This window comes from Nocardia sp. bgisy134 (assembly GCF_057708325.1).
The window spans coordinates 1-20,319 of sequence record NZ_JBYIRW010000025.1 but is presented as its reverse complement, the minus strand read 5'-3'; the positions used below and the strand labels follow the sequence as shown (position 1 = coordinate 20,319).

Sequence of the window (20,319 nt, the reverse complement as noted above, 5' to 3'; positions counted from 1 at the left end):
AGATTTCACGCCGCATCGGCTGCCATACGCAGAACCTCGTATGGCGGTCCGGTCTTTCGGCTGATATGCGGAATCCGTTGGGGCACAATGCTGGAGTGCAGGGTTTGCCAGGGGGCGACGCCAAGAGGATCCACGATCTCGCGCTCGAGATCATCACCGAGAAGCAGCCGGTGCGGGTGTGGCCGCTGCTGATGGCGAGGTTGACCGCCGACCTACCGTGTGACCTGGCCGTCCTGATCGACCTCGACTGGAACGCGGGCACCGGCCACGCGCTGACCGGGTCCCCCGACTGGTTGCACGAGGCCCCGCTGGACGCACTCATCCACGCGCACATGCGATCCCATCCCCTGCTGCGGCACTACGCGCACTCCCGGGACAAGACACCGCTGACCATGGACGAGGTCGCCGACGACCGCTGGTGGAAAGGCGAAGCCTACCGAGCGGGCAAGGAAGCCATCGGCATCGACCGCCAGCTCGCCCTGCCGCTGTCCGCTGGGCCGGGACGAATTCGCGGTGTCATCATGAGCCGCAGCGGTCTCGGTTTCAACGATCGCGACCTCGAATACGCCGCGCTCGCCAGATCCCTGCTCGATACCGTCGAAGCCCACGAGACAGCGATATTCGCCTACCGGGGAGCAAGCGACCCCGCCGAATACAAGATCACTCCGCGCGAGCTGGCGGTACTGACCCTGCTGTGCGAAGGCCTGACCGCTCGCGCCATCGCCACCAGACTCGTGATCACGCCGGCGACCGTGACCAAGCACACCGAGAACCTCTACCGCAAGCTCGGCGTGCACGACCGCGTCTCGGCACTGCGGAAAGCACACAGTCTCGGTCTCGTCCCCACACCACCCCGACCGAATCCGAACGCCGAGCCGCCCTCCCCGTATGAGTAACGCGCAGAACGCGCTTGGCGATTTGCGCCACAGTACCCGAAGCCGACCTTGCCGAGAGCAGCTCGCCGTCGGCGAAACCTCGCAGAGGAGGTCACGTGCCCTACGAATCCGCACCATTCTTCCGGCGCTTCGTCGCCAGGCTGCTCGACCTTGCATTCTGCCTGCTACTCACGTTCGTCATTGCGATACCGGTCGGGATTCTGCTGATCCCGATTACCTTGGTGACGACCGAAGCCAACGAAGGGGTGATCTATGGGGCAGCGGCGTGGTTGTGCTACTTCATCGCCTATGTCGGATTGGAGGTCTTCCTGCTGATCCGCCGCGAAGGGCAGACTCTGGGCAAGGGGCTTCTCGGGCTGCGGGTGGTACCTGCTGGGGAGTGGGCTCGGCCTAGGCTGGAGTTGCTGCCAGCGGCGTCTCGCATGCTGATCATCTTCCTGCCGTTCGTTTTCATGTCCTTGTCCGGGTCGAATCCCGAATCGGACATCCTCGAGGTGATCTCCGTGCTCGGCCTGCTCACGCTGATCGCGAGCTTCTTCCTCGCGGCGGTTCCTGTCGGAAAGCGCCGTGCTGTGCATGATCTGGCTGCCCGCAGTCGCGTGGTGCGCGCCGCCAAGCGGAAGATCGACTGGAAGAACGACATCCCCATGGTGCTGCCGGGTCGTGTGGACCTGCGAAAACGCCCATAGGCCACGGCGTTGTGGGGGTTCGGGTCGCGGGCTGAGGCACGCCCTACGGTGTTCGGCGGTGGGGCACCAGTCCGGAACGGACAGCGGAAACCAGCGCAGCCGCGCCGCTCCAGGCAGGATCGATGACGATCTCGTATTCGGTGCTGTCGAACGCGTCCAGCTGTACCACGGCGGTGTCGTTCTCATCGGTCGCGACGATCCGGCCATCGATCATCTGATCTACGCCGTCGGCGAATTGTTGGATTCCGTTCCAGTCGAATGCCACTGCCCCGGCGGCCACCATCTCCTGGAACTGGGCCCGGGTGATGTCAGTGGGGAATCCGAACACCCCGTCGAAGTCCTCGACCGTCCACCGCCAGTTGTTCGGCGGGAACAACTGGAGTACATCGCGCAGGGACACCAGCGTTCGCTGGGAGGTCCACATGGGAATCGTTTCGGTGATCATTCGGTGTGTCCTCAACGGTACGACCGGACCGTGGCACGGTCCGATGCCGGTAAGGCTAGGACCCTACGGGCAAGTCGTCACTCGATTTACCGACGCAACCGTTCTCTACGCACAGCAACAGATGAACATCGCCGGTGACCTTGTGCCGCGCCGGTCCGGCAGGGTGAAGGGAACAGGTGGTAATGCTCATGTGGAAGAACCCTTCGGTCGAAACATCAGCTCGTTCACGACAGGTCAGGACACGATCGAGTACAGCACACCAAGGAGGCATTGATGACGCAGGAGGGCAAGCTCGATTTCGGCGACGTGCGGTGGGGGTCGGTGGAGTGGACGAACCTCGCCACACTCTATCTGCGAGCCTGCGAAAGTCGTTCGTCGCGAACAATTCTCGGTGACGACGCGGCGGCGGAGGCGGTGGACCGAATCGACTACGACTGGGCCAAGATGCGCCGGTACATGCAGCCGTGGGCGAACCAGTGGCTGGTCGCCCTGCGAGCGGCCACGCTGGACGACTGGAGCGCGGACTTCCTCGGCCGCCATCCGAACGCCGTGGTGCTGCATCTCGGGTGCGGAATGGACACCAGGGCGTTCCGGCTGCATCCGCCGCAGGACGTGCAGTGGTTCGACGTGGACCAGCCGAAGGTCATCGAGCTGCGGCGCAAGCTGTACGACGATCGCGACGGCTACCGGATGATCGGCTCTTCGGTGACGGACCCCGGCTGGCTCGACGAGACTCCGCCCGACCGGCCCGCGTTGATCGTCGCCGAAGGCTTGCTCATGTACCTGCACGAGGACGAGGTGCGCGCGCTGATCAAGCGCCTGACGGATCGATTCTCGAACGGAGAGCTCCTTTTCGACACACTGTCGTCGGCAGGCCCACGCCTGTCGAAGGTGTTCAGCAAAGGCATCGTCACCTGGGGCATCCGTGACGTCCGCGAATTGGAGCGCTGGAGCCCGCGACTTCGCTTCCTCGAACAGACCGCCGCGCTGGCGAACTACACAAGGATCCCCTCCGCGCCGCTGCGGCTGCTGTACCGGCTGATGTCCGCGACATCGGCCAGAAATTACGACGTGCTGAACCGTTTCGCGTTCTGAGTGACGCCGTCGGGCGGCTCGGCATCGGCGCACCGAGCAAAGCGCCGTCTACTACGCCCCGCGCGTATTTCGCGCCTATCTGCTCAGCGAATCAGGCAACGCGAAGGGTGCAAGTCCGGCCGATCGAATACCGTGAGGAACGTGCTCGACCGGCGCCGGCTGATCGGCGCCGAGGGCAACCACGGACCATGCACACCCCGACCTGTGGATACGAGGACGAATGACCACCCGAACTTCCACCGCCGCCGCTGTTCTCGCGCTCACCGTGCTCGCCGGCGCGAGCGCCACCGCCTGCTCACGCACCGAACGCTGGTGCGAGCTGGACCGAGGTGACGTGGTCGTCGAGAACTCGTACTGCGAACAGGGTGTGCCGGGCTACGAGTGGGAACCGGACCACGACAAGCCGAAGTACAAGAAGAAGCCGAAGAAGTCCAAGCACTGACCGCGCGACTTCCCGCCGATCGCACGCACACGGTCGGAGCCGACCCCACGTCGACTCACCTCGCGGCCGCCCGTATCGAAAAACCTACGGGCAGGCGCGCTCGGCGAACCGCGGCGTCACTACGCCAGCTTCTGACCCGCCGGATCGTGGACACCGTTCCCGTTGGCGGAAATCTCTGCGGGCGCGGTGACGACTGTCGAAGCATCCTGTGCCGCAACGCGATCAGTCGTCTCGTAGTTCTCCACATCGAACTTCCGCAGCAACTGCCGCAACCGGAAGCTGAAATCCGGCCACAGCACAGGGTTGTTTCCGTGCCGGTCCAGGAACCAGCTGGTGCAACCGCCGGTGAGCCACACGCCGCGGGCCATCTTCCGCTGCACAGCGCGGTTGTACTCGTCCTGCACGTCCTGCCGAACCTCGAACGTCCGCAGGCCCTGCTTGTCCATCGTCGCGAGAGCGTCGATGACATAGGCGATCTGGGATTCGATGACATAGATCAGCGAGGTGTAGTTCAGCCCGGAGTTGGCGCCGAGCATGGTGAAGGCGTTCGGGAAGCCTGCGACGGTCGTGCCTTTGTATGCCTGCAGTCCGTCGGTTTCGAACTCCTCGAACAGGGTGCGCCCGTCCCGGCCGGTGAACATGCTGTATGTCGGCGAATCGGCGACGTGGAAGCCGGTGCACAGCACGATCGCGTCGACCTCGCGTTCGGTGCCGTCGTTCGACACGATCGAGCGCCCGCGGATCTCTTCGATGCCGTCGGTGACGAGGTCGACATTGTCGCGCGTCAGCGCCGGATAGAACTTGTTCGAGACCAGCAGGCGCTTGCATCCCGCGCGGAAGGTGGGGGTGAGCCGCTTGCGCAGCGCGGGATCACGGACCTCCCACCACAACTTCACGCGCGCGATCACCTCGAGCAGCCGCGCCGTCGCCGGGTACTTGGCTTGGGTGATGACGAACAGTTCGCGGTTCGCGTAGATCAGCCCACGGATCAACCGCTGTAGCCCAGGAACGTGTTTGAAGGCGAATCGCTCCGGCGCCAGGTACGTGCGGGTGAGATGCGGGAATACCCATGCGGCGCTGCGCTGGTACACGTCGAGGTGCGCGACCTCTGGCGCGATGGACGGCACGACCTGCACGGCCGAGGCGCCCGTGCCGATGACGGCGACCCGCTTACCCGCCAGATCGGCGTCGTGATCCCACTGCGCCGAATGGAAGATCTCTCCCTCGAAGGTGTGAATTCCCTTGATGTCCGGGAGTTTCGGCTCCGCGAGCACCCCGGCCGCGGAGACGACGATGTCGGCCGTGAACGCGCCGCGCGTGGTGTCGATCTCCCATCGGCTGTCCGCGTCGTTCCACCGGGCGGCCGTCATCGCACAGTCGAAGATGTGCTTGTCGCGCACCCCGTACCGGTCGGCGATGCCCTGGATGTACCGCTGGATCTCCGGCTGCGGCGAGAACGACCGCGACCACTCCGGATTCAGCGCGAACGAGTACGAGTACAGCTGGGACGGAACATCGCAGCCCGCACCGGGATACGTGTTGACCCGCCAGGTGCCGCCCACGTCTTCGCCACGCTCGAGGACCAGGAAATCGGTGTATCCCTCCTGGCTCAGCCGCACGGCCGTGCCGAGCCCGGACAGCCCGCTGCCGATGATGACGACACGTGCGTGCCGCCGAGAAGTGTCCTGGGTGTGCCCATTGGTGATGCTCTGACTCATACCGGACCTCATCGGGCTTCGTAGATGCGCTTGTGGCCGGAGATCGCGGCCAGCCGGAACGGGCGACCCGTCTCCTCCGGAATGGCGTGATACATCCCGTCCGACGGCGACTCGGTTTCGTGCAGCACCCGGTAGCGGTCGTAGTCGAGCGCGATGCGCGTGTCGATGGCGTCCCGGTTGGCGTCGGTGCGCAGGTGGTCGCGGTAGCCGGGCTGCACTGTGCCGCTGAAGAATTCGGCGACGCTGCCCGATCCGTAGCTGATGAAGGCGAGCGGCTGCCCGGTCAGGTCGTCGGCGTGGTCGAGCAGCGAGGCCAGACCGAGGTAGAGCGACGCGGTGTAGCTGTTGCCGACCGTGCGGTTGTAGATGGTCGTGGCGTTGATCGCGGCGTCGATCTCGGCGGGTTCGGCGGTGTGCCCCTGGCTTTCCAGGAGGTGGCGATGCGCCTTGAAGGCCATCTTGGTGAACGGCTGGTGATAGCAGAACGCGGCGAACTCGGTCAGATCGCGTCCCCCATTGCGCCGGTAGTCGGTCCAGGCTTCCTGGGTGGCCTTCTGGTAGGCGTTGACGGAGGTCTTGCCGTCGACCATGGCGGCGGTGCGATAGTTCGGCCGCCAGAAATCCATGATGTCGGCGCTGTAGATCCCGGACTGCGGTTCCAGTTGCAGGATCGCCGGATTCGCGCTGACGAGCATCGCGACCGCGGCGGCGCCCTGGGTCGGTTCACCGGGGGTGTCGAGCTCGTATTTGGCGACGTCGGCGGCGATGACGAGCACTCGCTGCGACGGATCGCGGGCGATCAGCCCGGCGGCGAATTGCAGCCCGGCCGTGCCGCCGTAGCAGGCCTGCTTGAGCTCGACGACGCGGGCGGTGTTCGGCAGGCCGATCAGCGGGTGGAGGTAGAGGCCTGCCGCCTTGGATTGGTCGACACCGCTTTCGGTGGCCAGCAGCACGGTGCGGATGTTGTCGATGCCGTGGCGGTCGAGGATGGGCTTGGCAGCGGCCGCGGCGATGGTGACGATGTCCTCGTCGGCGGCGGCGACGCTCATCTTCTCCTGGCCGATGCCGAGGTAGAACTTGTCGGGATCGACGCCGAGGCGCTCGGCGAGCACCCCGTGGTCGAGTGCGTAGTGAGTGGTCGCGAAGGAAAGGTCGTGGATTCCTACCGGCGTCATGGTCATGGCTGTACTCCGTTGCTTACGGTGGACCGTTCGAATTGGGTATGGGCGCGCATCAATTCGCCGCTGTTGGTCTGTGCCGCCATCAGCGACAGTTCGCCGCACAGCACCGTGGCCGCGGCGATGACGGCGAGCCGCCGAGCGTTGTCGCCGGGATCGCGATCCGCGCGGCAACCCAGGCGGGTCAGGTTCTCGTCGACGAAGCTCTGGTGCTTGCCGTTGCCCACCGTCCCGAGAATGAGATTGGGCAGTGTGCACGAGAAGTACAGGTCGCCCTCGCGGTCCTCGGCGTGGGTGATGCCCTGGGACCCTTCCACGATGTTCGCGGCGTCCTGGCCGGTGGCCAGGTAGAAGGCCAGCAGCATATTGGCGTAATGCGCGTTGGCGGAACGGATTCCGCCCGCAAGCAGGGTTCCGATGAGATTCTTGCGGATGTTCAGCTCCACCACCTGGCGAGCGGTGGTGTGCAGTCGCTTCTCGACCACTTCACGGGGGATGAGCAGTTCGGTGACGACGTTCTTGCCGCGGCCGAGGATCCCGTTGACCGCGGTCGCCTTCTTGTCCGTGCAGTAGTTTCCGGAGATCGAGACATACCGCATGCCGGGCTGCGTGACCAGGATGTGGTTCATCAGGTGGTCGCAGGCGAGAGTGACCATGTTGTGGCCGGAGGCGTCGCCGGTGGTGAATTCGAAGCGCAGGAACAGCAGGTTGCCGGTGATCTGGTGGTGCAGGTCGATGAGGTGGGCGAACCGGCTGCTGCCCGCGGCCACCTCCTGTAGTTCGGGGAAGCGGGCTTCGATCTGCGTGACGGTGGTGTGGGCGGTGTAGGCGTCGTCGGCCTCGAGCAGGATCGAGCGCGTCATGCGGTCGTCGACGAGGGTCGCCACCACGCCCTTCTCGGTCAGCGTGGAAATCCGCGCGCCGCGACCGACCGACGGCCACAGCGGCGATTCGTAGGTGGCCAGCGGGACGTCGACACTGTCGTCGACGGTGTTGCCCGTAATGCGCAGGGGGCCGACCCACCGCAGCGGCACCGCCGCGAATTCCGAGTCGTTCATGGGTGACTCCTTCTGTCCGATTCGTTCCACCAGAGGTTCCGGTGGGCATAGGAGGCCGGGTCGATACCGCGCAGCCGGCAGAACGCGGCCACGTCGCCGGTGATCAGCAGATCGCTACCGACCAGGTCCGCAGGCGTGGATGCGCCGAGCACGGTGAGGATCTGCCGCAGCTGATCGAGCCAGGTGCGAATCATCGCCACCAAGGCGTCGGTGCCGTGGCTGACGAGCGTCTCGAGGAAGCGGCCCGCCACCCCGGTCGCGTTGGCGCCCAACGCCAATGCGCGGGCGATGTCGAGCGGTGAGCGGATGCCGCCCGAGGCGAAGAGATCGATGCCGGTGATGCCCGCGCAATCCACCAGGCAGTTGGGCGTGGACTGACCCCAATTCTCCAGGAAGGAGAAGTCCGCCGTGGGCCGCCGATCGTTCTCGATGCGCGCGAAATTGGTGCCGCCGCGGCCGCCGACATCGGCCACGGCCACGCCCGCCTCACGCAGCCAGGCGACGGTGGGCCTGCTGAGACCGAACCCGACTTCTTTGACGATCACCGGCACGGGAGTATTGGCGGTGATCCGCTCGATCTGGCGCCCCCATGACCGGAAAGACCGGTCCCCTTCGGGCATCACGATCTCCTGGACCGCGTTGAGGTGGATCTGGAGCGCGTCGGCTTCCAGCAGATCGATCGCTCGCCGCACCTCGTCCAGCGTCGCGGTGGCGTTGACGTTCGCCATGACGAAGCCGTGCGGATTCTCCTGACGCAGCACACGGAAGGTGTCGGCGACCGAGGGATCGCGGAAGTAGGCGCTCATCGACCCGGACGCGATGGGAATTCCGGTCTCCCGGGCGGCGATGGCCAGCTGCCGGTTGATCTCTCCGGTGTGCTGACTGCCTCCGGTCATGCCGTTGACGAACAGCGGTGTGTCCCACCGCTTGCCGATGACGTCGACGGCCAATGACACGTCGCCGCCGTCGATGCCCGCGAGGGCGTGGTGCACGAAGGTCACCGAGTCGAAGTCGTTGCGGCCCGCGTCGCGCTGCTGACTCACGGCGTGGCGAACGTGATCGTCCTTGCGGCTCGCGGTCATCGGCGATCCCCTTCGAATGGATGTGTCCGCAGCGACAGCGGCCGGATGCCCGCGGCGACCCAGCGGCCGGTGAGTTCGGTGATCGCCGCGCGGCGGGTGCGGTCGATGAGCGCGATGCCGCAGTCGCCGCCGCCCGCGCCGGAGGGTTTGGCCGCAGCGCCGACCGCCTCGCCCGCCTCGCACAGCGCACGCAACGACGGCGTCATGATGCCCAACTGGGCTGTTGCGTCGAGGTCGAGGAGAAGCTGTCGGGCACAGTCGATTTCGGTTCGAATGCCGAGCGAGTCGTCGGCCTCCAGCGCGGCGGTGAGCCGTTGGACGCAATGGTCGCTGCGCGACACGAAATCGGCGTGCGCGCCGAGCTTCCGGCGGCTGTCGCCGAGCCCGGCGACCATTGTCGGTGTCGACGCGGGCTTGGCGGTCCAGCCGACCTGCATCGCGAGTCCCGTCGGCGTGGGCAGCGGGCGCACCGACAGCCCGGGCCATGGCGCACGGAGTGCGGCGTCCACCCCGCTCTCCCTCGCCAGCTCGGAGACCCGTTGCCGGTCGGGGGAACAGTAGGCGATCCAGCCGCCCCAGGTGCTCGCCGCGACGTCGCCACCGGAGGCGCGCGGGTTGATCGAAACGGTGGCAAGCATCGCCAGTCGGTAGCGGTCCATCGGGCTCAGATCGAGCCGGTGAAACCGCCCCAGCGCCGCGACGGTGGCCACCGTGACGGCCGCGCTGGAACCGAGGCCGAGCTTTCTGCCATCCTCGTCGGCGAGGTCGGTGCCGATGCTCAGCCGGTAGGAACGCGCCCCGATACCGCGCTCGACGAGCAGTTGTTCGATGATCGCGGCCGCCGCGAAAACGTAGGTGAAGTTCGGCGGCACAATGCCATCGGCGGTCGACGGGACCAGTCGGCCGCCGACGCGCCCGCAGGACAGCGTCACGCCACCGTCGAGATCCGAATGCAGCGTCGTGCCCTCGGCGCCGGCCGCCACCACCGCGGCGGTGGCGTAGCGGTCGACCGCGGTGAGCACCGCGTGGCGCCCCGGCTCGACGACGGCGTACTCGCCTGCGATGAACAGTTTGCCCGGGGCCCGACAGATGATCATCGTTCGCCATCCGGGACGAGGGCCGCGCCGGGACCGAGATGCGCCACCGGAAGGTCGATGACGTCGCCTGCTTCCCGCAGGGCGGCGATCACCCGCTGCTCGTCGGCGCGGGCGCACAGCACGGTGACGTTCGGTCCGGCGTCGATGGTCGCGTACGCGGCGATGCCGTCCGCGCGCAGCGCCAGCACACGATCCAGGATCGCGACCGACTGCGGCGAAAGGTATCGGACCGACGGCCTGGCCAGCAGCATGCTGGCGTGCATCCCCAGGGCGTTGCGCTCGGCGATCTCCCCGACCGCGGGCAGATCGCGGCGCTCGATCGCCTTGCGCATCTCCTCGAGGTCGACCCTGGACGCCTCGGCCCACGGCAGGTAGAAGGGCGAGGTGTCGCAGGTCCGCCGCATCGCCTCCCGGCTCGACACGGCCTTCGACGCGTTGTCGACCACGGCGACCACCAGAGCCGGATCGAGCGCGTCGCCGTCGATCGGTTCGGCGTAGGAAGTCGCATCCCCCGCGTCGCCGTCGCCCTCCCCCGCATGCCACACCACGAAGCCCCCGAAGAGGGACCGGCAGGCCGATCCCGACCCCCGTCGAGCCAGCCGCGACAGCGCACGGGGATCCGCGTCGAGCCCGTAGGCGGCGGCCGCCGCGACGGCCAGCGCCGCGAAGCCGCTCGCGGAGGAGGCCAGACCCGCGCCCGTCGGCCCGGCGTTGGTGGAGACGACCGCGGCGTGTTCTTCGCGGCCTGCCCGCGCGCGCACCAGATCCATGAAGCGCGCCACCCTGGTGTACGCCTCGCCGACCGCCTGGCGGCCGTTGAGCACGACCGTGTCGGCAGGTTCCGCACTCAACTGCACCGTTGTCGTGGTCGGGTAGATGTCGAGTGTCATCGACAGGCTTCCCGTGACGGGAAGGAAATACGACTCGTCCCGCTTGCCCCAGTACTTCACCAAGGCGATGTTCGGATGCGCGACAGCGGTCGCCGCGTCGTCGCCGCGTCGATCCGCGAGCGGATCGGCCAGCTCTGCTCCAGGTGTGAATGTCATTGGCGTGTCTCGAACTCCGGTATCGAGGGGAATCGGGAATCGGTCATTGCTGTGCGTCTCGGACCGGGACGATCCAGGTCTTCGCCGCGCCGGCCCGGCGCAGCGCCGCACGCACTGTCGCGGCGGCGTCGCCGGTGTCGGTGAGGGCGAGGACGCATCCGCCGAGGCCGCCGCCGGTGAGTTTCGCGCCGTACGCGCCCGCATCGTGTGCCGCGGAGACGAGGGTGTCGATCTCGGGTGTGCTGACGCCGAGTTCGGCCAGCAGATCCTGGAATTCGAGCAGCGCCTTGCCCAGCGACGCGGCGTCACCGGCCGCGAGATCCGCCGTGGCCGACTCGACCAGGTCCGTCGCGCGTTCCAGCAGCCGCCGGGCCGCCGGTGGATCGGCCTCCAGCTTGCCGCGGACGGCCGCGACCGCATGCTGCGTGGCGCCCCGCACCCCGGTGTCGGCGATCACCAGGGTGGCGTCCAGTCCGACGGCCAGCCCGCGCGCCGCACCCGCCCGGAACCAGATCGGTCCGGTCGCCACCGCGGTGCTGGCGTCCACGCCGCTGGCCCGGCCGTGTGCGAACTGCTCGCCGCACTGCACCAACTCGTAGAGCGCTTCGGAGTCGATGGTCCGGTCGTAGAGGTCGGCGACCGCCCGCACCGCGGCCGCCGCGCACGCGGCACTGGATCCAAGGCCGCGTGCGGGCGGGATCTCGCAGTCGAGCGCGACCTCGACCGCCGCACCGGCCAGACCCCACCGCCGCAACGCCTCCTCGACCGCGACGTGCGCACCGGACGACGCGCGCTCCGGGGTGACGACGTCACCCGCGACGAATCGAAAGTGCTGTCCCGCAGAGGATTCGCCCTCCTGCGACGCATCCGCCCGGCGAGCGACCGCGCGCGCCGACAGCGCGGGCAAGGGAAACGCGATGGCGGGCGTGCCGTGCACCACCGTGTGCTCGCCGAGCAGGATCGCCTTGCCATGGGCGCGACCGGTGCCGCGCCCTCCCCCCGGCCCCGCGGCCGTGGGTCTGCTGTCCTCGCGAACGCGATCGCTGTTCACGTCGGTTCATCTCCAAACTCGAGCAGGGCCCACCGGCGTGTTCCCGGATGGGGACACGCGGTGGCGGACGGTGCGCAGCCGCTGGACACTTCGGCGTGCGGCGACAGTGGACGGTCTGCGCTGTAGTGCGAAATCCGTTCAGGCCGAGGGCGAATCGGCCGTCACAGCTGCTGATCCGAACGGCGGAAAAGGGTCTGGCGGAGACTTGCCCGCGCCGAGGGGCCGAGCGGCGAGGGGAAGAAGGCGGGTACCTGTGCGGCGTAGGCACGGTACGCCGCGCCGAAGCGAGCGACGAGGTCGCGCTCCTCCAGGAAGGTGCCCAGCAGGATGTAGCCGGTCATTCCCACCGCCCACAGCAGATGCCCGGCCGTCATGTCGCTCGCGCACCAGAAGGAGAGCAGCAGGCCGGTCATCAGCGGATGGCGCACCAGGCGGTAGGGCCCGTGCACCTGCAGGCGGTCCATGGTCGCGTCGGGCACCTGGATCACGTAGTGGCGGTATGCCTGGCTGATGCCGAGCAGGTGAAAGTGGTTGAGCAGCAGGGTGGCCGCGTAGACCAGCACGAAGCCGAGCCAGAATCCGGCGTCGAGCGCGATCCCGACGACGCCGTCGGCCGACCAGATCCGTTGCGGCAGCGGCTGCCAAGCCAGGCAGAGCAACCACATGACCAGGCAGACCATCACGATGTAGACGGTCCGCTCCAAAGCCTCCGGCACCCAGCGGGTGATGAACGCCTTGAACGCGGGCCGCGACATGCCCGAGTGCTGCAAGCCGAACAGCGCGATCAGCAGGACGTCGATCGCGAGCGCGGGACCGGTCGCCAGGTGCGGTCCGTCGTCGACGGTCTTCGGCAGCCACCAGCCTCCGGCGAACAGCAGCATCAGGGGCACGGTCACCCCTGCGACGCCGTACACGCCGAAGGCCAGCAGGAACGGGACGAGCCGGCGGCGGTCCGTCAGCGCGCCCCGAACCGAATGCCGCGTGGTGGTCAGATCCATGCGAACCAGGGCAGGAACCGCATGCGGACCGTGCCCTCCTCCATCCGCTTGTCCAGCTTGGTCTTCCACCGCTCACCGTAAGGCGCGGTCAGGAAGCCATCAGTGCGCGCCAGGCGCCACGCCGAGTTGATCGTCATCCAGTAGGGCACGATGACGGCGGCGTCGACCTGCCGCATGAAGTCGAGCTTGTCGGGGATCTGGCTCCAGTGCACGCCCGGGTAACGGTGGTGCACGCTGTGGTAGCCCTGGTTGAAGATGAAGAAGTTCAGCCAGTTACCCGCCGTGTTCAGCGACTTGCTCGGGTCGTCCTCGAACACCCGCGCCGGGGCGTGCGTCAGCCAGGCGAAGTATCCGGAGTTCACCTGGGTGATGAGGAACGGAAGGGCCCAGAACAGCGCGAAGCGTTCGAAGCCCGCGGCGTACCAGATGCCCACCGGCAGCACCAAGGCCAGCGTGAGGTCGAAGACGAACTGGTGGCGGCGCTTGCGCCTGCCTTCGGACGGGTTGGCGGCGAAGATCATTCGCATCGTGTGGTTCTTGACGATGGTGCCGTATCTGATCCAGTACCAGACGGCGCCCAGCCCGCGCTCCATGCCCTCGGTGGAGGTCACATCACCCGGTCCGTCGTTGAACCGGTGATGGTTGAGCACGTGCACCTCACGCATCTCCGCCGAGGTCAGCGTGGCGGGCAGACAGCACATGATGTCCACGAACCGGTTCATCCTGCGCGACACGAACAGCGCACGGTGCGTGTGCATGTGCATCACGCCGATGGTGAGCGAGAAGTTCAGCAGGGTCAGCAGGATGATCAGCGGGACGGCGAGGTACCAGTTCGTGGCGGCGGGGACGAACAGGCCGAAGGACAGCAGCACGACCCAGGCCACGATGTGCAGCAGCGGGCCGACATTCGCCGGGTGCTCGAGTTTCAGCACCCGGCGGCTGAACGGCGGTTGGTCGGACGCCGCTGGCGTTCCGTCGCCGGGACGGGTGGGCACGGTGGTCATAGTCGATCTCCTCGGGTATCGGTGTCGGGCGTTCCTGCGGAATGGGTTGACGCGCTGGTCACGGGCGATCTCCAGGGGTTGTCGTTTCGAGGGCGGCGAGTTGGAAATTCGTGGCGAGCGCCCGCATCGCGTCGGCGCTGTGGGGTGGCAGCCGCTCCAGTGCGCCGAAGGCCAAGTGGTCGGCGATCATCATGGTGCGGATGTCGGCGGCGGAAAGCCTGCCCGTCAGCGGTTCTTCCGGCAGCGACCGGACGAGAGCGAAGGTGGTGTCGACGATCAGCGGCACCATCGAGGGCGACAGCGAACGCGGGTCGACCGAGCCGAGCAACTCCGCCGCGGCGTCGGAACCGGTACCGAGTTCGGGCGAGGCGTCGAGCACCCGGTGGATCGCCTCGTCGGCGGCTCGCTGCACCCGCTCGACCATCTTGGTCCAGTAGGCGGGTGAGCAGGCGGCCAGCGCGGTCGCGCCGACCGGCCGCCGGTAGGGCACCGGGGCGCCGACGGCGGTGCAGAGGAAACCGGTTGTGGTGATGGTCATGTACGCCATCGCCGCCCGGGCGCCCGCGCTCGGGGTGTGCGGACCGAGCCGGGCCAGCAGGGCGAACCCACCCAGCGCGGGCGCCAGCAGCCGCAGCATCACCACTTGGGTCAGTTCCTTGCGGTCGGCGACACCGTAGAGCGCCATTTCGTTGTCGCGCAGGTCGTTGGCGGACTGGGCGATGACACCGACGCAGGCGGCCAGTTCGCGCAAATCGTCCTCGGCACAGGCCTCCGGGGCGGCCAGCGAACACGCGTAGTGCGTCACCCGGCCGAGCACGCCTTCGCCGTAGACCACCCGCGACAGGGGGGAATCGAGGTTGCGGGCCATGACATCGCCGATATCGAGCAGCAGCCTGCCCACCCGTTCTCGTCCCGCGACGGGAAGCGCCGCCACCAGCGCCCGAATGTCCCGAATACGTTCTGCCAGTACCAAATCCACGGCTTCGCTGTCGCGCACCGTGACCCGGTCCGGCGGTGGCGGCGGGGTGTCGGTGCTGCCGGTGAGATACTCGGCCGCGGTCCGCACCGCGCTGCCTGCCAGCGGACGGTCGATCAGGTCCTCGTAGGCGTCGAGCACCCGGCAGGCCAGCAGGGCCGCGGTGGCCTCGGCCCGCAGCTCCGGGGTGAGGAAACCGATGGCGATGCCCATGTTCCTGGCCGCAGGAATCAGTGCCAGCCGGGCCAGTTCGTCCGGTGAGCCTGCTGCCCGCAGCGCGGCGAGGTCGGGTGCGCGGCGCAGATTCCGCAGCCCGTGGGCGAGAATGCCGAGTCGTCGTCCGATCATCGGGACACCACCTGTAGCGCTAGGTCGCGCAGGTCGTCCCGCGCGGGGGTGGGCGGGAACACTTCGAGGGCTTCGCACGCCGTCTCGGCGGCACGGATCGCGGCGTCGTGCGCGGCCTTGGTCGCTCCGCTGCGCACCAGGTCGGCTTGCAGTTCGGCGCTGGAAGTCTCTTCGGAGAGCCACATTTCGCGAGCATCGGGCCGGATCGCCAGCCATTCGATCACCGGCCAGGTCGGCACACGGCGGTCGAGGTCGCCGCAGGCCTCCTTGCCCAGCGCGGGATCGCCCTCGACGTCGCGCACGTCGTCCATGATCTGGAAGGCCAGCGAGAACTGCTCGGCGTACTGCATCAGGACCCGCAGCCGGTCGTGGTCGACGCCGCCCGCCGTGCCGCCGTACGTGCAGGCCAGCCGGAACAGCGTGCCGGTCTTCGCGCCCGCGACGACCTCGTAGTGCCTGCGCAGCGCGGCATCGTCGACGTCGGGCGCCATGATCTCCACGAGCTGCCCGGCCGAGAGATCCGAGATGCGGTCCAGATAGGTGACGCCGGGAGCCTCACCGAGGTGTGCGCAGACCACGGGATTGTCCTCGAGTACCCGCGCCAACACTTGTAATGCGGTGCCCGCCATATGGAATCCGGCGCGGGCGGCGGTCCGGATGCCGAACAATGCCGGTACCGAGGGGGAATCGCGGCGCAGCAGAGAACTGTCGCAGATGTCGTCGTGGATCAGCGACGACTCGTGGAACATCTCCATCGCGCAGGCCAGGTCGACGGCGTCGGGCACGGATGTGGACTCGGCCGAGGGCAACAGGCGGTGGCAGTCCAGCACCAGGCGGGCGCGGACCCGTTTACCGGGAGCGGCCAGGACATGACGGTAGATATCGTCGAAATCGCTTCCGGTAACCAGGATTTCGCGCATGCGCTCGGTGACCATCGCTGGCTGATAGGTCGGCGCGATGAGCTGGGCGTCGACCTGGTCCACCGCCACATCCTGGGCCACGGTGTCGGTGGTGCCGGCATGTCCGTTCGACGCCGGGGCGGTGCCACGCGCCCGGCTGTCCACGACCGCGTGCGTGGTGCCGGACCGTCCGGACACGGCCGCCACCAAGCGCTCTTCCTGCTGATGTCCTGACGGTGACGTGGGATTATCCATGGGCGGAGGGCTCCTTCGGTGTCGTAACGGCGGCGGAGTCGGGCATGCGACAGGCACCAGCGGCCTGGCGGGCGTCGAGTTACTTACGAGGTGGCTGTCCGGCAGCGTGCGGCGACACTGCCACCGTGACGCCGTGCGGTCGTCGTCGCTTGTCCGGGCGGATGTGCAGCGAAGGTAGTAGCGATTTCGTGCTCGCCATTGAGATTCGGCGTCAGTGCGCGCCGAGCGAGTTGCGGGCGGCTCCAGCCGCCGGGAGTGGTCCACGGGCCGGTCGGTGGCGGGGTTACCGCCCATTCGGACATCCGCGGTCGTTCGGCTCCGAAACCGCGGCCGAGCTGTGTCGATGCGTGTGAAACGGTGTGTGCGACACGGTAATCATCGCATGGGCAGCCGGTGATCGTCGAGTTGGGCCGGTTGCGCGGCGTAGCGGCCACGCCTCCTGTGCGCAGAACGTCGAGCCGACAGTACTCGACGCGCATGGAGGCTCTTCCTGAGGTAGACGGTTGCGCCCCAGGTGATTTCATTCCGTTCTTCGAGTATCCGGTCCCATCCACAACCAGCATCCCGTCCGGATCGCTCGGGTGCTCGTCCGCGTACGCGCGTGGATCGTCACGCAATACGTAGTCGTCCCACACAGTCTTGCCCCACCGCCGATGCGTCCCGTCCGTCGTTCAGCTTTCCCATCAACGCAACCAGATCTTCATCCCTCGACATAGCGGAAGAGGCTACCCCACAACACAACTGAGCGCTCGTTGAAAATGACAGGAACTTTTCATGGCGATCGATACAGGTGGGCAAGTATGTAACAGCTTGAAAGACAACGCAACCCAGACAGACACTGGTTGATCGCGCGTCTGGGCGGGCGGGGATCGCCTCCGAGCTGGTGGAGCGATCTCCCGGCGAGGGTTCTTGCTGGCTGGGACGGACCTAACATGAATCTCTAAGTAGCACAGAGCTTTTAAGTGCTACATGCACGTTCTTCAAGTCTTGTGAACTCTCCTCGAGATGAGGAGAGTTGGCTTGTCGCCCTTAATCCTCTGCGCGGCTCGTTCGCTGCCGCTATCGTCCGCCAATTGGCCTGCGGTCCAGGATGTTCTAACTCCAGGCGTACTATCGAATTCGCAATGGCTTTCAAAAGGGTTGGTAATACGAGACTCTCGTTCTCGAGCCAGCTCGACACATGGTCGTCGCGGATGTGTGGAGAGAGTCGGATGCGAACCGGCCTACTCGACCGACTCGGCGCACTGGTGCTGCGCTGCCGCCACCCTGTGGCGGCGATCTGGCTGCTAACTGCTGGCATCCTGAATCTCGCTGTGCCGCAGCTGGAATTAGCAATCTTCGAGCATTCGTACCCGATGGTCCCGCAGGATACCCCCGTGTCCAGGGCGCTGCTCGACATGAGCAGGCAGGTCCGGTTGGTCGGCGACACCGGCACCACCCAGGACACGCGCTCGGTGGACGCCTTGCGTGCCACTGTGGCGAATATTTCACGACCGCAGGGGCTTTCAGCCGACCTAACCGAGCCGAGCGCCACGTTCGCCGACGAGTCGCGATGGTGCCGACTGGCCATCAGCTACGACGAGCGCGCCACCCAGCCGTCCGACACTCCGAGCGACCGCGGCTATGCCGCCACTGCGGGGCATTGCCCGGCAAACGAGCTGCTGCCGATCTCCGTGTACATCCGGTCCGACCACGACATGCGCAGCTCTCGCGACTACGCCGGGCTGGAAACGCTCGCCACCGGGATCTCCCGGCTCCCCGGTGTGGCTTCGGTCCGGTCGATCTCCCGTTCGCTGGGCGCCCCATCCAGGAAGCCTCGGTCAACGGGCAGCTCGGCATCCTGAGCGACCGGCTCGGCTCGGCGGCAGGGCAGCTCGCGCGGCGCGACCCGACGTGCAACGGCTGTCCGGCGGCGCGACGCAGCTGAACGACGGGGCTCGGGCCTTGGCCACCGGACTCGACGGTCTCGCCGCCGGTTCCGCACAGGCCCGGGCAGGGAGCCGTGCAACTCGTCGACGGCTCCCGCGCCCTGGCCACCGACATCGATCAGCTGGTGGCCGGGGCGGCCCAGCTGGACACCGGGACCGAGCCCCTGCGCGCGGGCAGCGCCGAACTGGCCGGTCGGTCGCGGCGCAGTGGCGGTTCTGCTTCGGCGGCCGGACGCAGGCGAGGCCATCCGAGATAGGTCGATCGACCGATGTGGCCCGGACGGGTCGGCGCGCACCATTGACGGCACGGTCTTGACGAACACGAACACCGGTCATCGGCGGTTCACGTGAAATGCGTTGCCTCGACTGCCGATTCATCGTCGAGCCGTGTCCGATTGCGCTCCGGCGCAGCATCATCGCACTCGTCGAAGGAAACTCATGTCCCGTCCACTCCGCCGCGGCGCTCGTGCCGCAGGCATTCTCGTGGGTGTAGGTGCTATCGCGCTCAGCACGGCCGCAGGCCCCGCGCTGCAATCCGCGGGCGCCTCCAGCCACCGCGAGGCTCCCCTGGTCGCCGCCGATCCGGCGGTGGACAACACGGACGTCTACGCGTTCGTCAGCCCCGACAATCCGGACACGGTGACGCTCGTCGCCAACTGGTTCGGGTTACAGGAGCCCAACGGTGGCCCGAACTTCTACCCGTGGGCCACCGACGCCAACTACGACATCAACATCGACAACGACGGCAACGGAAAGCCGGACATCACCTATCGGATCACCTTCGCGACCGAGGATCGGCGCGGTGGCAGCACGTTCCTGTTCAACAACGGCCCGGTCACCGGACTGAAGGACGAGAACCTGCTGTTCCGGCAGAACTACACGGTGTCGGTGAGTCAGGGCGTGAACGACTGGCGGCCGATCGCGCACGGTCAGGCGGCTCCGTCGTTCACCGGTCCGGCTTCGATGCCGGACTACGGTCGGCTGCGCAAGGAGGCGACCGCGAATCTGCCGGGCGGCGGCTCGGTCTACGTCGGCGCCGCGGAGGACCCCTTCTTCCTCGATCTGCGGGTTTTCGACCTGCTCTACGGCGGTGATCTGTCCGAGGTCGGTACCGACACGCTCGCCGGGTACAACGTCAACACCGTCGTCCTCCAGGTGCCGAAGCGCGATCTCGCGCTGCGTGGCGACCCGGCGCGCAACCCTGTGGTCGGGGTGTGGAGCGACACCGAGCGCCGCTCGCTGCAACTGAGCCCGGGCGCCGCGACCTCGGTCGGTGACTTCGTGCAGGTGTCGCGGCTGGGCAACCCGCTGGTGAACGAAGTTGTCGTCCCGGTCGGGCTGAAGGACGCGTTCAACGGGTTGTCACCGAGCAGGGACGCGACGATTCCAGAGGTCGTCCAGCGGGTCACCGATCCCGAGCTGCCGAAGTTGATCGAGTCGCTGTACAAGGTGCCCGCACCCACGGCCCCGCGCAACGACCTCGTGGAGATCTTCCTGACCGGGATCGCGAAGAAGGCGCCGACCCTGGACGGCAGCGCCCCGCCCATCCAGGCCGACCTGAACTCGCAGATCCTCAACGCCGACGCGCAGGCGGCCGCGTTCCAGCCCTCGGAGATGTTGCGTTTGAACATGTCGGTGCCGGTGACCGCCCAGCCCAACCGGCTCGGCGTGATCGGCGGCGATCTCCAGGGATTCCCGAACGGCCGGCGGCTGAGCGACGACGTGGTCGACATCGCGCTGCAGGCGATGGTGGGCGCGGCGCAGACTGGCAAACCGGTCGAGGCGCTCGCTGCCGGTGACGCGGTCGATGTCAACGACGCGTCGTTCTCCAGCAGTTTCCCGTACGTCGCGCTGCCGTCGTCGGGCAAGACCACGGTCCAGGCAAAGGCGACGAACGCGACAACCAACGTGGCCGTCACGGTGCCGCAGGACGCCGACGACCGCACGTCTTCGGTGCTGCTCGTCGCGGCCGGTGTCGGTGTGGGTGCGGTGGTCGCGGGCGGCGGATGGCTCTTGATCCGCCGCCGGGCGCGCAGGGCATCGGCGTCCAGCTCGCCGCCGAGCTCCTGACATCTCGTTCCGGTGGTGGGGGCGAGCGGTCCCCCCCCCTGGAA

General features: G+C 67.4%; 19 protein-coding genes and 1 pseudogene. 8 read left to right on the top strand and 12 right to left on the bottom strand.

What is annotated here, in order from left to right; genetic code table 11:
* Positions 1–95 precede the first annotated feature (95 nt).
* Together AC3ERS_RS32480 and AC3ERS_RS32475 are read left to right on the top strand one after the other, a co-directional pair.
* Positions 96–896: a helix-turn-helix transcriptional regulator gene (locus tag AC3ERS_RS32480; protein WP_431971966.1), complete on the top strand. Its 801-nt coding sequence runs from the start codon at positions 96–98 to the stop codon at positions 894–896.
* A gap of 95 nt (positions 897–991) precedes the next feature.
* Positions 992–1,585, top strand: coding sequence for an RDD family protein (locus AC3ERS_RS32475; protein ID WP_431971965.1), 594 nt, complete (start codon positions 992–994; stop codon positions 1,583–1,585).
* A gap of 43 nt (positions 1,586–1,628) precedes the next feature.
* Here the strand turns inward: AC3ERS_RS32475 and AC3ERS_RS32470 are convergent, their stop codons facing one another.
* A complete protein-coding gene (locus AC3ERS_RS32470; protein WP_431971964.1) occupies positions 1,629–2,030 on the bottom strand; it encodes a hypothetical protein in 402 nt (133 codons plus the stop codon).
* A gap of 273 nt (positions 2,031–2,303) precedes the next feature.
* On the opposite strand from AC3ERS_RS32470, the gene AC3ERS_RS32465 reads away from it, so the two are divergent.
* Both AC3ERS_RS32465 and AC3ERS_RS32460 read left to right on the top strand, forming a co-directional pair.
* Positions 2,304–3,125 carry a class I SAM-dependent methyltransferase gene (locus AC3ERS_RS32465; protein WP_431971963.1) on the top strand — a complete coding sequence of 274 codons (822 nt, stop codon included), beginning with the start codon at positions 2,304–2,306 and terminating at the stop codon, positions 3,123–3,125.
* A gap of 220 nt (positions 3,126–3,345) precedes the next feature.
* Positions 3,346–3,567 carry a hypothetical protein gene (locus tag AC3ERS_RS32460; protein ID WP_431971962.1) on the top strand — a complete coding sequence of 74 codons (222 nt, stop codon included), beginning with the start codon at positions 3,346–3,348 and terminating at the stop codon, positions 3,565–3,567.
* A gap of 119 nt (positions 3,568–3,686) precedes the next feature.
* On the opposite strand, the gene AC3ERS_RS32455 is transcribed toward AC3ERS_RS32460, so the two are convergent.
* The 11 genes from AC3ERS_RS32455 to AC3ERS_RS32405 all read right to left on the bottom strand — a co-directional run bounded on the left by AC3ERS_RS32455 (position 3,687) and on the right by AC3ERS_RS32405 (position 16,277).
* A complete protein-coding gene (locus AC3ERS_RS32455) occupies positions 3,687–5,285 on the bottom strand; it encodes a flavin-containing monooxygenase (protein ID WP_431971961.1) in 1,599 nt (532 codons plus the stop codon).
* 8 nt (positions 5,286–5,293) lie between these two features.
* The gene (locus AC3ERS_RS32450; RefSeq protein WP_431972025.1) at positions 5,294–6,460 is read right to left on the bottom strand and encodes a hydroxymethylglutaryl-CoA synthase; all 1,167 of its coding nucleotides are present in this window, start codon (positions 6,458–6,460) and stop codon (positions 5,294–5,296) included.
* A 2-nt stretch (positions 6,461–6,462) separates the two neighbouring features.
* Positions 6,463–7,521: a hydroxymethylglutaryl-CoA reductase gene (locus AC3ERS_RS32445; RefSeq protein ID WP_431971960.1), complete on the bottom strand. Its 1,059-nt coding sequence runs from the start codon at positions 7,519–7,521 to the stop codon at positions 6,463–6,465.
* Entirely contained in the window at positions 7,518–8,603 is a 1,086-nt protein-coding gene (gene fni / locus AC3ERS_RS32440) for a type 2 isopentenyl-diphosphate Delta-isomerase (RefSeq protein WP_431971959.1), read from the bottom strand. The genes AC3ERS_RS32445 and fni overlap by 4 nt, the downstream gene beginning before the upstream one ends.
* On the bottom strand, positions 8,600–9,700 hold the full coding sequence (locus AC3ERS_RS32435; protein WP_431971958.1) for a phosphomevalonate kinase: 1,101 nt from the start codon (positions 9,698–9,700) through the stop codon (positions 8,600–8,602). Before AC3ERS_RS32435 ends, fni begins: the two co-directional genes overlap by 4 nt.
* Positions 9,697–10,746: a diphosphomevalonate decarboxylase gene (gene mvaD / locus AC3ERS_RS32430; RefSeq protein ID WP_431971957.1), complete on the bottom strand. Its 1,050-nt coding sequence runs from the start codon at positions 10,744–10,746 to the stop codon at positions 9,697–9,699. The genes AC3ERS_RS32435 and mvaD overlap by 4 nt, the downstream gene beginning before the upstream one ends.
* A gap of 43 nt (positions 10,747–10,789) precedes the next feature.
* Complete coding sequence (gene mvk, locus AC3ERS_RS32425) at positions 10,790–11,797, bottom strand: mevalonate kinase (protein WP_431971956.1); 1,008 nt, start codon at positions 11,795–11,797, stop codon at positions 10,790–10,792.
* Positions 11,798–11,958: 161 nt separating this feature from the next.
* Positions 11,959–12,795 carry a methyltransferase family protein gene (locus AC3ERS_RS32420; protein ID WP_431971955.1) on the bottom strand — a complete coding sequence of 279 codons (837 nt, stop codon included), beginning with the start codon at positions 12,793–12,795 and terminating at the stop codon, positions 11,959–11,961.
* The gene (locus tag AC3ERS_RS32415; protein WP_431971954.1) at positions 12,786–13,799 is read right to left on the bottom strand and encodes a fatty acid desaturase; all 1,014 of its coding nucleotides are present in this window, start codon (positions 13,797–13,799) and stop codon (positions 12,786–12,788) included. Before AC3ERS_RS32415 ends, AC3ERS_RS32420 begins: the two co-directional genes overlap by 10 nt.
* A gap of 58 nt (positions 13,800–13,857) precedes the next feature.
* A complete protein-coding gene (locus AC3ERS_RS32410) occupies positions 13,858–15,123 on the bottom strand; it encodes a hypothetical protein (RefSeq protein ID WP_431971953.1) in 1,266 nt (421 codons plus the stop codon).
* On the bottom strand, positions 15,120–16,277 hold the full coding sequence (locus tag AC3ERS_RS32405) for a polyprenyl synthetase family protein (RefSeq protein ID WP_431971952.1): 1,158 nt from the start codon (positions 16,275–16,277) through the stop codon (positions 15,120–15,122). Before AC3ERS_RS32405 ends, AC3ERS_RS32410 begins: the two co-directional genes overlap by 4 nt.
* A 1,211-nt stretch (positions 16,278–17,488) precedes the next feature.
* Between AC3ERS_RS32405 and AC3ERS_RS32400 the strand changes: the two genes are divergently transcribed.
* The 4 genes and pseudogenes from AC3ERS_RS32400 to AC3ERS_RS32385 all read left to right on the top strand — a co-directional run bounded on the left by AC3ERS_RS32400 (position 17,489) and on the right by AC3ERS_RS32385 (position 20,275).
* A complete protein-coding gene (locus AC3ERS_RS32400; protein WP_431971951.1) occupies positions 17,489–18,121 on the top strand; it encodes an MMPL family transporter in 633 nt (210 codons plus the stop codon).
* Positions 18,039–18,242 (top strand): annotated as a pseudogene (locus AC3ERS_RS32395) (hypothetical protein); the annotation flags it as partial. The gene AC3ERS_RS32400 and the pseudogene AC3ERS_RS32395, both read left to right, overlap by 83 nt.
* A 37-nt stretch (positions 18,243–18,279) precedes the next feature.
* Complete coding sequence (locus tag AC3ERS_RS32390; RefSeq protein ID WP_431971950.1) at positions 18,280–18,462, top strand: hypothetical protein; 183 nt, start codon at positions 18,280–18,282, stop codon at positions 18,460–18,462.
* Positions 18,463–18,643: 181 nt separating this feature from the next.
* Complete coding sequence (locus AC3ERS_RS32385) at positions 18,644–20,275, top strand: DUF4331 domain-containing protein (protein WP_431971949.1); 1,632 nt, start codon at positions 18,644–18,646, stop codon at positions 20,273–20,275.
* Positions 20,276–20,319 lie beyond the last annotated feature (44 nt).

Bases quoted from the DNA above. Each gene is read 5' to 3' on its own strand.
- AC3ERS_RS32470 (WP_431971964.1), bottom strand. From the start codon at position 2,030: ATGATCACCGAAACGATTCCCATGTGGACCTCCCAGCGAACGCTGGTG.
- AC3ERS_RS32465 (WP_431971963.1), top strand. From the start codon at position 2,304: ATGACGCAGGAGGGCAAGCTCGATTTCGGCGACGTGCGGTGGGGGTCG.
- AC3ERS_RS32460 (WP_431971962.1), top strand. From the start codon at position 3,346: ATGACCACCCGAACTTCCACCGCCGCCGCTGTTCTCGCGCTCACCGTG.
- AC3ERS_RS32455 (WP_431971961.1), bottom strand. From the start codon at position 5,285: ATGAGTCAGAGCATCACCAATGGGCACACCCAGGACACTTCTCGGCGG.
- AC3ERS_RS32450 (WP_431972025.1), bottom strand. From the start codon at position 6,460: ATGACGCCGGTAGGAATCCACGACCTTTCCTTCGCGACCACTCACTAC.
- AC3ERS_RS32445 (WP_431971960.1), bottom strand. From the start codon at position 7,521: ATGAACGACTCGGAATTCGCGGCGGTGCCGCTGCGGTGGGTCGGCCCC.
- fni (WP_431971959.1), bottom strand. From the start codon at position 8,603: ATGACCGCGAGCCGCAAGGACGATCACGTTCGCCACGCCGTGAGTCAG.
- AC3ERS_RS32435 (WP_431971958.1), bottom strand. From the start codon at position 9,700: ATGATCATCTGTCGGGCCCCGGGCAAACTGTTCATCGCAGGCGAGTAC.
- mvaD (WP_431971957.1), bottom strand. From the start codon at position 10,746: ATGACATTCACACCTGGAGCAGAGCTGGCCGATCCGCTCGCGGATCGA.
- AC3ERS_RS32420 (WP_431971955.1), bottom strand. From the start codon at position 12,795: ATGGATCTGACCACCACGCGGCATTCGGTTCGGGGCGCGCTGACGGAC.
- AC3ERS_RS32415 (WP_431971954.1), bottom strand. From the start codon at position 13,799: ATGACCACCGTGCCCACCCGTCCCGGCGACGGAACGCCAGCGGCGTCC.
- AC3ERS_RS32410 (WP_431971953.1), bottom strand. From the start codon at position 15,123: ATGATCGGACGACGACTCGGCATTCTCGCCCACGGGCTGCGGAATCTG.
- AC3ERS_RS32405 (WP_431971952.1), bottom strand. From the start codon at position 16,277: ATGGATAATCCCACGTCACCGTCAGGACATCAGCAGGAAGAGCGCTTG.
- AC3ERS_RS32400 (WP_431971951.1), top strand. From the start codon at position 17,489: ATGCGAACCGGCCTACTCGACCGACTCGGCGCACTGGTGCTGCGCTGC.
- AC3ERS_RS32385 (WP_431971949.1), top strand. From the start codon at position 18,644: ATGTCCCGTCCACTCCGCCGCGGCGCTCGTGCCGCAGGCATTCTCGTG.